The sequence below is a fragment of the Pseudomonas sp. TWI628 genome, assembly GCF_039673865.1.
Lineage (GTDB): Bacteria > Pseudomonadota > Gammaproteobacteria > Pseudomonadales > Pseudomonadaceae > Aquipseudomonas.
Window position 1 is genome coordinate 93,930 of record NZ_JBDJMM010000023.1, and the last position, 11,100, is coordinate 105,029.

An 11,100-nucleotide genomic window follows, 5' to 3' on the forward strand; every position below is an offset into this window, starting at 1 on the left:
AGGTCAAGTCCTACAAGCTCTCTGCCGATTGGCAGGGATGGGATGCCGGCACTACGCCAGCATCCCATCCCCACCAACTGGACGGAGACTTGCCATGTTCGGCTACCTCAATCACAGGCTCGGCAATATCAGCGTCGGCGCCAAGCTCGCCCTGGGCTTCGCCGTGGTCCTCGCGCTTACCCTGGCCACCACGGTCAGCGGCTGGCGCGCCCTGGACGGCGCCATTACCCGCTCGGAACAACTCAGTGAGATCGGCCGGATCAATGATCTGGTCAAGGACCTGCGCGCCGAGCGCATCACCTACCGAGTGCTGGCGGACGACGCCAGCAAGGCGCAGATCGCCGGCATCCTGCAGCAGCTCGATGCCATGCTGACCACGCTTCAGCAGCGCAGCAACGTCGATGAGTCACGCCAGATGCTGACCCAGAAACTGCAAATGCTGCAGCGCCTGCGCGATACCTTCACCACCCTGCAACGCAGCGTCGACGAGCGCCGCGCAGTACGCGCGGCGATGCAGGCCCAAGAGCAGAAGCTCAACGACGTCATCGACGACCTGCAGACCCAGGCCCTGCTGAAGATGCCCGCCGACAGCCAGGGCGGCGTGCTTGGCCTGATGGATAACCTTAGCCGCCAGGTCGACACCGCCAATCAGCAAAGCCTGGTGCCGGCATACACCTTCTCGCCCCTTGAGGACTTCGCCAAGGTTGGCGATGTCGCACTGAATGCCGCCGATACCAGCCTCGGCCAGCTGCTCAAGGGCCTTGCGCCACTGGGCCTGCCACGTACGCTGACGGAACAGCCTGGCATCGAACTGGGCAAGTACCGCAGCAGCCTGGAGCAGTACCGCCAAACGGCGCTGCGGGTCGAGCAGTTGCAGAACGAAATGGAACAGATGGGCACCGAGCTCAGGGCCGTCAGCCTGGAGCTGAGCCAACGGAAGGTCGAGCAACGCGACAGCGAAGCCGTGGCGGCCCGCTCCTTGCTCACCAGCGTGGCGCTGCTGGCCCTGATTGTGGGCATCCTTGCCGGCTGGTTGATAACCCTGCAGATCACCCAACCGCTGCGCCAGACGCTGGCCTTGGCCGCGAGTATTGCCAAAGGCGACCTTAGCCAGCTCGAGCCGGTGCAACGCCGCGACGAAATGGGGCAGCTGCAGACCCGCATGAGTGAAATGACCGCCAGCCTGCGCGATCTGATCGGCGGTATCGACCAGGGCGTCGGCCAGCTGTCCCAGGCTGCGTCGCAGCTGGCAGCCAGCAGTGAGGACACCAAACTGCGCATCAACCAGCAGCGCGAGGAAACCGACCAGGTCGCCACTGCCATGAACCAGATGAGCGCCACGGTGCAGGAGGTGGCGCAAAACGCCGAGCAAGCGTCACTGGCGGCCACCAATGCCGACCAGCAGGCGCAACTGGGTGACCAGGTGGTAGGCGAAGCCATTGGCCGTATCGAACAGCTGGCGGGGCAGATGGACCATTGCCTGGCCGCCATGCAGCACCTGGCCGGCGAGAGCCAGCGTATCGGCAGCATTCTCGATGTGATCAAGTCGGTGTCGGAGCAGACCAACCTGCTGGCGCTGAACGCGGCGATCGAAGCCGCCCGGGCGGGTGAAGCGGGCCGTGGTTTTGCCGTGGTTGCCGATGAGGTACGCGGGCTGGCGCAGCGCACCCAGCAATCCACCGAGGAAATCGAGCAGCTGATCGACAGCCTGCACAGCGGTACTGACGAGGTCACCAGCCTGCTCGACGACAGCAAGCGCCTGACCGAGCAGAGCGTTGAGCTGAGCCGCAGGGCCGGGCAGGCCTTGGGGCAGATCACCGACACGGTGTCGAGCATCCAGGGGATGAATCAGCAGATCGCCACGGCCAGCGAGGAACAGAGCGTGGTGGCCGAGCAGATCAACCGCAGCGTGATCAGTGTGAGGGATGTGTCGGACCAGACCAGCACGGCCAGTGAACAGACGGCGGCTTCGAGTGGGGAGCTGGAGCAATTAGGACGGAAATTGCGCGGGATGGTGGGGCGGTTCAACCTTTGATACCGGGTCGCTTGCTTCGCAGGTGAACCCGCTCCCACAGGTACTGTGCTGCCCTTGCGGCAGTGCAGATCCCTGTAGGAGCGGATTCATCCGCGATGAATCCACCGCGGCTACAGCACCTGGCGCAGGAAGGCCTGAGCGCGCGGGTCCTTAGGCGAGGCAAAGAACTCAGCCGGCGCCGAATCTTCCAGCAGCTTGCCGTGATCGAAGAACAGCACCCGGTCGGCCACTTCGCGGGCAAAGCCCATTTCGTGGGTAACGCAGACCATGGTCATGCCTTCCTGGGCCAGGGTCTTCATCACGTCCAGCACCTCGCCGACCATTTCCGGGTCGAGCGCCGAGGTAGGCTCGTCGAACAGCATCACCTTCGGGTCCATCGCCAGCGCACGGGCAATCGCCACCCGCTGCTGCTGGCCACCGGAAAGGCGCGACGGGTACTCGTTGGCCTTCTGCGCAATGCCGACCTTCTCCAGCAACGCCCGCGCCTTGGCCTCACGCTCGGCCTTGTTGCGCTTGCGCACCACCTTCTGCGCCAGGCACAGGTTTTCCAGCACGGTCATGTGCGGGAACAGGTTGAAGTGCTGGAACACCATGCCGACTTCGCGGCGGTAAGCGTTGATGTCGGTCTTCGGATCAGCCAGTTGCAGGCCATCGATGGCCACATGGCCCTGGTCGAAATGCTCCAGGCCATTGAGGCAGCGCAGGAAGGTCGACTTGCCCGAACCCGACGGGCCGAGCACCACCACCACTTCGCCCTTGGCGACCTGGGTGGTGACGTTATCCACAGCCCGCACCACATGGCCACGGGTATCGAAGACTTTCAGCAGGTCACGGACTTCAATCACTTTGCGCAAGCCTCCGCTCGAGCCGGCTGGCGATGTGCGACAGCGGCAGGTTGATCAGCAGGTACAGGCCTGCCACGCAGAACCAGATCTCGAAGGTCGAGAACGACGTGGTAATGGCCTCGCGGCCGCTCTTGGTCAGCTCGGTGATGGCGATCACCGACACCAGCGAGGTGTCCTTGACCAGGCTGATGAACTGCCCGGCCAGCGGTGGCAGCACGCGCTTGAACGCCTGCGGCAGGATCACGTGGCGCATCGACTGGCCCGCGTTCAGGCCCAGCGAGCGAGCCGCCTCGTTCTGGCCCTTGGCAATGGACTGCACGCCGGCACGGACGATTTCCGCGACATAGGCGCCGGTGAACAGCGCGAGCGCGGCCACCCCGGCGAACTCGCGGGACAGGTTGAGCACGGTGCCGATGAAGAAGTAGAAGATGAAGATCTGCACCAGCAGCGGTGTGCCGCGCACCAATTCGACGTAAACGGTCGACAGGTCGCGCAGGGTCGGGTTGTTCGACAACCGGCACAGGCCGGCGAACAGGCCGATCACCAGGCCCAGCGCACCGGACACCACCGAGATCCACAAGGTGGTCCACAAGCCCCAGGCCAGCGGGCCGGCTGCCCAGTGCCGGGTTACGCCAATCGGGTCGCCTTCGGCGACATCGTCGCCACGGCTCAGTTGCAGGCTGTCCTTGGCCACGTCGAGCACTTGCTCGGCGCCGCTCTCGTCCTTGAGCGTGACGCGGGCGTTATCGCCGGAGATGACGATTTCCTGCACGGTACCGTTACTGGCTGCGCGCTGGATTTCCTCGGCCTTGTAGGCGAAATACTGCGGTACGCGGTTCCAGCGCCACTCGTAGGAAATCATCGAGGTGGCCATGTACAGGCTGAACGCCAGGCCCACCAGGACCAGGGCGGTCAAGCCATGCCAGGGCCACTGGGCTTTCTTGTGTTTGATCACGTGGGGTACTTCCGTAAATGCGAACGCGCAGGGTTTGCCTGCGCGTCGGGGTCATAAAGCCGGGCTTGTGGCCTGGGCCTTATTCCATTTCCTTCAGCCAATCCTTGTTCTTGAACCACTTGTCGTGAATACGATCGTAGGTCCCGTCATGCTTGATCTGGTGCAGGAAGTTGTTGATGAAGTTGATGCTGTCGTAGTCGCCTTTCTTCAGGCCGAAGGCCAGCGGCTCGTAGGTGAAGGGCTCTTCGAGGAACAGCAATTTGCCGGCACCGGCCTTCTCCACCGCCACCACGTTGTACGGCGCGTCGTAGACGAAGGCGTCAGCCTTGCCGTTGACCACGTCCATCACCGCTTCCTGCTCGTTGTCGTAGCCGTGGTACTTGGCTTTGCCGATCAGCTTCTTGGAAACCATCTCGCCGGTGGTACCGAGCTTGGAGGTCAGGCGGTACTTCTCGTTGTTAAGGTCCTTGTACGACTTGATCTCGCCCGCCAGCTCCTTGCGGATCAGCAGGGTCTGGCCAACCACGATGAAGGGTTCGCTGAAGTTCAGGCGCAGGTTGCGTTCCTGGGTCAGGGTCATGCCGCTGCCGATCATGTCGAACTTGTCGGTCAGCAGGGCCGGGATGATGCCGTCATAAGCAGTGGAAACAGCCTCGAACTTCACACCCATGGATTTGGCCATGGCTTTGAGGATATCGACTTCGAAGCCGATGATCTCGCCGCGCTTGTTGGTCATCTGGAACGGCATGTAGGTTGGGTCCATGCCCACCCGCAGGGTGCCGCGCTTGACCGCGTCATCGATGGCGCCGGCCTGGGCCGCAGTTACGGCGACCAGGGCGGTAACACCGACCAGCAGTCGCGACAGGTATTTCTTGATCATCACCAAGTCCCCTAGCAAGTAAAGAAGCGAATCTTATTGTCTTGGCACGGCCGTACCGGCCGATGCGGATTATCGGAGAGGGATGCTAACGCATGGCGGCGCTCGGACCTAGAGCCGGGGGGGACTTTGTTGGCCAAAAAAAAAATCGCGGGTAAATCCGCTCCTGGCCGGAGCGGATTTCCCCGCGATTGCGATCGATCAGGCGCCGACGAGTGCCGGCTGGCCTTCATTCTCCGGATGCAGCGGCAGCAACGGCGAATGCGGGTCGTTGTTGATCGAGGCACGCCACACATCGATCCACGCCGCATTGTGCTCTGCCCAGACCTTTTCGTGCAGGCGGCTCAAGGCGACCGGGTCGCTGAGCAAGGCCAGGCGGGTATTGAGGTCCAGCCCTTTCGGCCCGACCTCGAGCGCCTTGGCCACGCGCTCGGCACGCATTGCCTCGATCGGCGCGGCCTGACCGTGACGGGCAGTGGCCATAGCGCAGGCCAGGGCATTCTGCCGTGGGTCGACCACCGCACGCACGAAACCGTCATGCAGGGCATGCCAGCGGTTCTCGTGGGTGTATTGGTCGGTGGCCAGCAGCTCCTGCGGCGTCGCGTACTCCTCGGGAATGAGGAACAGCTTCTCGTCCTTGGCCGCCAGGCCCAGGCGCGTGCGACTGGAGATGACCGAGACCGGGATCGACAGCACCAGCGAGCCGACGATCGGCGCCAGCCACCACAGGAAGCTCGGGTTCAGCCAGGCCACCAGCCCGGCCCAGGCGAAGCCCAGCAGGGTCTGCGGACCGTGACGGCGCAGCGCTTCGCTCCAGGGGGTGGAGTCGTCGTCACGCTGCGGCGAGTTCCAGGTCGCTGCCCAGCCGAGGAACGCAGCCAGCACGAAGCGGGTGTGGAAGATCATCCGCACCGGCGCCAGCAGCATGGAGAACAGCATCTCCATCAGCATCGACAGGGTGACCTTGATGCGCCCGCCGAACTCGACGGCGCCCTTGGCCCAGATCAGGATGACGCTGAGCAACTTGGGCAGGAACAGCAGCACGATGGTAGTGGAGAACAGCGCCACGGCCTTCTCCGGGTGCCACTGCGGCCACAGCGGATAGAGCTGGTACGGCTCGATGAAGTACTGCGGCTCCATCAACGTGTTGGTCGCCAGCAATGCCGTCGACAGCACCAGGAACAGGAACCACAACGGCGCCGACAGGTAAGACATCACGCCGGTGAGGAACACCGCACGGTGCACCGGGTGCATGCCCTTGACCAGGAACAGGCGGAAGTTCATCAGGTTGCCGTGGCACCAACGGCGGTCGCGCTTGAGCTCGTCGAGCAGGTTCGGCGGCAACTCTTCGTAGCTGCCCGGCAGGTCATAGGCAATCCACACGCCCCAGCCGGCGCGGCGCATCAGCGCGGCTTCGACGAAGTCGTGGGAGAGAATGGCCCCGGCGAACGCGCCCTTGCCCGGCAACGGCGCCAGGGCGCAGTGCTCGATGAACGGCTTCATGCGGATGATCGCGTTATGGCCCCAGTAGTGCGACTCGCCCAGCTGCCAGAAGTGCAGGCCGGCGGTGAACAACGGGCCGTACACGCGGGTGGCAAACTGCTGCATGCGCGCATACAGGGTGTCCATGCCCGAGGCTTTTGGCCCGGTCTGGATGATGCCGGCGTCCGGGTTGGCCTCCATCAGGCGTACCAGGCTGCTCAGGCACTCGCCACTCATGACGCTGTCGGCGTCGAGCACGACCATGTACTTGTACTCGCCACCCCAGCGACGGCAGAAGTCGTCGAGGTTGCCGCTCTTGCGCTTCACACGGCGACGGCGGCGGCGGTAGAAGATACGGCCGAAGCCCTTGGTCTCGCGGCACACGTCCAGCCAGGCCTGTTGCTCGGCCACGGCGATGTCGGTGTCGTTGGTGTCGCTGAGCACGAAGAAGTCGAAACGGTCGAGGTTGCCGCTGGCCGCCACCGACTCGAAGGTCGCCCGCAGGCCTGCGAACACGCGCGGCACGTCTTCGTTGCAGATCGGCATCACCAGCGCGGTACGCGCCTCGGGGGCAATCGGCTCGTTGCCGGCACTGCTACCCGAAATCTTGTACTTGTCACGCCCGGTGAGCAGCTCAAGGAAGCCCATCAGCGCGGTCCAGAAACCTGCCGATACCCAGCAGAAAAGGATACCGAACAGCACCAGGATGGACGTCTGCAAGGCATACGGCCAGACCTGCACCACGGTGTCCCACAGCGGCTGGTTGACGATTTCGTTGAGGTCGACGAACGACCAGCCCTGGTACGGCAGGATGCCCTTCATGTACCAGCCGGCGACGATGGTCTGGCCAATCATGAGGGCGAGCAGGATGTAGCGGCGGATCGAGCCAACCGTGCGCCAACGCGCTGGCGGCAGCTCGCGCTTGGGCGGCTGCGGGGCGTTGGGGCGGCCGGTCATGCGCCGCCACAGGCGGATCAGTACGTTGGTGCGCCATGGCTCGGGCACGACCTTGGTGCGCTTGATCGGCGGTGCAATCTTCAGGCACAGGCGGCCGCTGCCGTCGACACCGAGCATCTCGGCGTCTTCCAGCTCGGCGGCGCTGCCCACGGTCAGGCGCGGGCCGACCGAGGCCTGAACGGCCTCGGTGGTGTTGGCGGCCGGGTTGGCCGCCAAACGTTGGTGCAGCTCACTGAACGAAGTGCAGCTGGCGAGTTCCGCGCGCTGCTCATCGCTCAGTGGGAGGTGGGCCAGGTATTCGCCAAGCGATTCCGGCCTTGCGCTTGAGTTACTCATCGGCAGGCAACTGATAGCTCCAGGTCTCGGTCAGCACTTTTTCAGTGGTGGCCGGGGTCCCGTTGGTGGGCGCCGCATCGGCGGCAGGTTGTTCGGCCTTGGCTGGTTCCGCCTTGGCGGTCTTCTCATGTTTGGCGTGCTTGGCCGCGGCCTTATCCTGCTTGGTTTCAGCAGCAGGCTTGGCCGGCTCGACCGGTACGTCACGCACCAGCGCAGCGCGCATTTCGGTGGACTTGTTGGCTTCCTTGACCTTCAGCCGCAGGGTCAGGCGCCAGCCCTTGGTCTCCGGGTTATAGCGCAGATTGTTCTCGACCACCTCGGCATTGTCGCCAACGCTGATCTGGCTGCGCACCGGGGTGTCTTCCGGCAAAGCGGCCAGGGCCGGGCCGGCGAAGTCGACCAGGAAGGCGACACTGCCGTCTGGCTGGCGGATCAGGTTGGACTGTTTGACGTCACCGGTGGAGCGCAGGGTCTGCTTGACCGAGCCCAGGTCAGGGGCCTGGAACTGCTGCTCGTCGATGGTCCAGTGCAGACGGTAGGCGTATTCGAACGGCTTGCCTGGCTCAGGCAGCTTCTCCGGGCTCCAGAAGGCAACGATGTTGTCGTTGGTTTCGTCGGCAGTCGGGATCTCGACCAGGTCGACGGTACCCTTGCCCCAGTCACCTTTCGGCTCGATCCAGGCACTTGGGCGCTTCTGGTAGTTGTCGTCGAGGTCTTCGAAGTCGCTGAAGGCGCGCTGACGCTGCATCAGGCCGAAACCACGCGGGTTCTCGACGCTGAAGTTGCTCACGGCCAGGTGTTTCGGGTTGTTCAGCGGGCGCCACAGCCACTCGCCGTTACCGGCATGGATCGACAGGCCTTCGGAGTCATGCAGGGCCGGGCGATAGTTCAGCACCTTGGACGGCTGGTTGGGGCCGAACAGGAACATGCTGGTCAGCGGGGCGATACCCAGGCGGCTGACCTGGTCACGCAGGAACACGCGCGACTGCACGTCGACCACGGTGTCGGTGCCCGGACGCAGGATCAGCTTGTAGGCACCCGTGGAGCGTGGCGAATCCAGCAGGGCGTAGATCACCAGGTGCTTGTCGGCCGGCTTGGGCTTCTCGACCCAGAACTCGGTGAAGCGCGGGAATTCTTCGCCCGATGGCAGCGCGGTGTCGATGGCCAGGCCACGGGCCGACAGGCCGTATACATGGCCCTTGCCGACCACGCGGAAGTAGCTGGCCCCCAGCAGGGTCATGATCTCGTCCTGCTTGTCGGCCTTGTTGATCGGGTAGAGCACACGGAAACCGGCGTAACCGAGGTTCTTGACGGTTTCCGGGTCGTGCGGCACGTCACCGAACTCGAAGCGGCTCGGGTCGTACTTGATTTCCTCGACATTGGTGGCGGTGATCTCGTTGATCTTCACCGGGGTGTCGAAGTGCATGCCCTGGTGGTAGAAGGACAGCTTGAACGGGGTCTTGTCCTTGGCCCACTCGGCCTTTTCCTGCAGGAAGTGGATCTTCTGGTAGTCCGCGAACTTCATGTCGCGGAACGCAGCCGGCAGATTGCTCTTCGGTGCTTCGTATTTCTGGCCGGCCAGATCCTTTGCCTTGGCTGCAACATCGTCAAGATTGAATGCCCACAGCTGGCCCGCGCTCATCAGGCCGACCAGTGCCACACTGGCCATCAGGGCCTTGCGCAGCCCGGTGCCGGGGATTCTTGATGCTTTTTGGGGACTAACAATCACGAGCAACCCTCGCCGAAAACAGATCATGAAACCAACGGCCAGCGACAAATGCCGGGTTGGCGAGCACTGTTCGGACCCCATAAGGGCCTAATGATTCCCCAAACGGGTCCAGACAATGCTCGAGTCAGAGTGAAACGAACCTGCGAACGCAGGCTCACGCAGCGCGCGATTATCCAGCAGGATGCGTCACAACGCATCAGTGTGGACTAACTATTTATCGTACAAAACCCCTTGTTTTCCTATAAACAAAGGGTTTTTCGACTTCATATTTGTAACAAGAATGTCACTGGGCCATCATTGACGAGGTGCACCTGCATGTCTGCGCCGAAGCGCCCGCTCGCCACATCGGCATGCTGGCCGCGCGCCTTGCTCAAAAGATAGTCGAACAATTCGGCCCCGAGTGCCGGTGGCGCGGCGGTCGAGAAGCTCGGGCGCATGCCGTTGCGGGTATCAGCCGCCAGGGTGAACTGGGAGACCAGCAGCAAGCCGCCACCGACATCCTTGAGCGACAGGTTCATCTTGCCCTGATCGTCGCTGAACACCCGGTAGTTCAGCAGCTTGTGCAACAGCTTGTCGGCATGTTCACGCGTATCTTCAGGCTCGACAGCCACCAACACCAGCAATCCCTGGTCAATGGCACCGACAATCTCCCCGCCGACCTCCACGCGTGCGCCACGCACACGCTGCAGCAAGCCCCTCATGCTTCTTCCAGCGGCAAGTCGAGCAGCCGGCGCGCCATCTGGTCGGCCGCGCGCACCAGGGCATCGGTGATACCTGGCTCGGAGGCGGCATGCCCGGCGTCGCGGATCACCTTCAGCTCGCTGTTCGGCCAGGCCTGGTGCAGCGCCCAGGCGTTGTCCAGCGGGCAGATCACGTCGTAGCGGCCATGCACGATCACCGCCGGCAGGTGGGCGATCTTCGGCATGTCGCGAATCAGCTGGTCTGGCTCCAGGAACGCATTGTTCATGAAGTAGTGGCATTCGATGCGGGCGATCGACAGCGCGCGCTGGGGCTCGGAGAAGCGGTCGACCACCAGCGGGTTCGGGCGCAGCGTGGCGGTGCGGCCTTCCCAGGTGGACCAGGCCTTGGCCGCATGCATCTGGGCGATCTGGTCGTTGCCGGTCAGGCGCTTGTGGAAGGCCTTGACCAGGTCACCGCGCTCTTCCGCTGGGATCGGCGCGATGTAGTCCTGCCAGTAGTCCGGAAACATGCGGCTGGCACCTGCCTGGTAGAACCACTCGATTTCCTGTGGTCGGCACAGGAAGATGCCGCGCAGGATCAGGCCGTGCACGCGCTCGGGGTGGGTCTGGGCGTAGGCCAGGGCCAGGGTCGAGCCCCAGGAGCCGCCGAACAGCACCCATTTGTCGATCCCCAGATGCTGGCGGATGCGCTCCAGGTCCTCGACCAGGTGCCAGGTGGTGTTGTTCTCCAGGCTCGCGTGCGGCGTGGAGCGCCCACAACCGCGCTGGTCGAAGGTGATGATGCGGTACAGGTTGGGGTCGAAGTAGCAACGGCTCTGGGCATCACAGCCTGCGCCAGGGCCGCCGTGGATGAATACCACAGGCAGACCTTCCGGCGAGCCGCTTTCATCGACATACAACACATGCGGCGCTTCCACGGCCAGATCATGCCGGGCGTAGGGTTTGATCTGCGGGTACAGGGTCTGCATTGCGCACTCCGTGTGAGGTTTGGGTCGGCCGAGGGCCATCATAAACCTGAATTGCGCTTTGAGCATGTGTCTGCGGCGAGATCATGTTATGTGCTTGCGCGGTATGGGGACTGTCAGATTTTTTGTGTGCGGGCCGGTAACGGCCTGCCGTTAGGCAGGCCCTGATTTTCACCAGGTCGGCCTGATGAACCGATCTCCGTACAGAACCGCAAATT

At 63.4% G+C, this 11,100-nt stretch carries 8 protein-coding genes; 1 reads left to right on the forward strand and 7 read right to left on the reverse strand.

Features of this window, described 5'->3' with window-relative positions; translation table 11 throughout:
• Positions 1–94 precede the first annotated feature (94 nt).
• Positions 95–2,035, forward strand: a complete 1,941-nt coding sequence (locus ABE528_RS18880) for a methyl-accepting chemotaxis protein (protein WP_346653762.1) — start codon at positions 95–97, stop codon at positions 2,033–2,035.
• A 110-nt stretch (positions 2,036–2,145) separates the two neighbouring features.
• Here ABE528_RS18880 and ABE528_RS18885 read toward each other — a convergent pair whose 3' ends face one another.
• The 7 genes from ABE528_RS18885 to pip form a co-directional block, all read right to left on the reverse strand.
• Positions 2,146–2,880, reverse strand: coding sequence for an amino acid ABC transporter ATP-binding protein (locus tag ABE528_RS18885; protein ID WP_346653765.1), 735 nt, complete (start codon positions 2,878–2,880; stop codon positions 2,146–2,148).
• Positions 2,873–3,835: an amino acid ABC transporter permease gene (locus ABE528_RS18890; protein ID WP_346653763.1), complete on the reverse strand. Its 963-nt coding sequence runs from the start codon at positions 3,833–3,835 to the stop codon at positions 2,873–2,875. The genes ABE528_RS18885 and ABE528_RS18890 overlap by 8 nt, the downstream gene beginning before the upstream one ends.
• Positions 3,836–3,914: 79 nt before the next feature.
• The gene (locus ABE528_RS18895) at positions 3,915–4,712 is read right to left on the reverse strand and encodes a transporter substrate-binding domain-containing protein (protein WP_025752328.1); all 798 of its coding nucleotides are present in this window, start codon (positions 4,710–4,712) and stop codon (positions 3,915–3,917) included.
• Positions 4,713–4,913: 201 nt separating this feature from the next.
• Positions 4,914–7,487: a glucans biosynthesis glucosyltransferase MdoH gene (mdoH, locus tag ABE528_RS18900; RefSeq protein WP_152955608.1), complete on the reverse strand. Its 2,574-nt coding sequence runs from the start codon at positions 7,485–7,487 to the stop codon at positions 4,914–4,916.
• Entirely contained in the window at positions 7,480–9,216 is a 1,737-nt protein-coding gene (locus tag ABE528_RS18905; protein ID WP_346653764.1) for a glucan biosynthesis protein, read from the reverse strand. Before ABE528_RS18905 ends, mdoH begins: the two co-directional genes overlap by 8 nt.
• 263 nt (positions 9,217–9,479) lie before the next feature.
• Positions 9,480–9,917, reverse strand: a complete 438-nt coding sequence (gene dtd / locus ABE528_RS18910; protein WP_152955607.1) for a D-aminoacyl-tRNA deacylase — start codon at positions 9,915–9,917, stop codon at positions 9,480–9,482.
• The gene (pip, locus tag ABE528_RS18915; protein WP_152955606.1) at positions 9,914–10,885 is read right to left on the reverse strand and encodes a prolyl aminopeptidase; all 972 of its coding nucleotides are present in this window, start codon (positions 10,883–10,885) and stop codon (positions 9,914–9,916) included. The genes dtd and pip overlap by 4 nt, the downstream gene beginning before the upstream one ends.
• Between the last annotated feature and the right edge of the window lie 215 nt (positions 10,886–11,100).

What these genes read in the sequence shown, in the direction of transcription:
- ABE528_RS18880 (WP_346653762.1), top strand. Translation starts at nt 95, where the DNA reads ATGTTCGGCTACCTCAATCACAGGCTCGGCAATATCAGCGTCGGCGCC.
- mdoH (WP_152955608.1), bottom strand. Translation starts at nt 7,487, where the DNA reads ATGAGTAACTCAAGCGCAAGGCCGGAATCGCTTGGCGAATACCTGGCC.
- dtd (WP_152955607.1), bottom strand. Translation starts at nt 9,917, where the DNA reads ATGAGGGGCTTGCTGCAGCGTGTGCGTGGCGCACGCGTGGAGGTCGGC.
- pip (WP_152955606.1), bottom strand. Translation starts at nt 10,885, where the DNA reads ATGCAGACCCTGTACCCGCAGATCAAACCCTACGCCCGGCATGATCTG.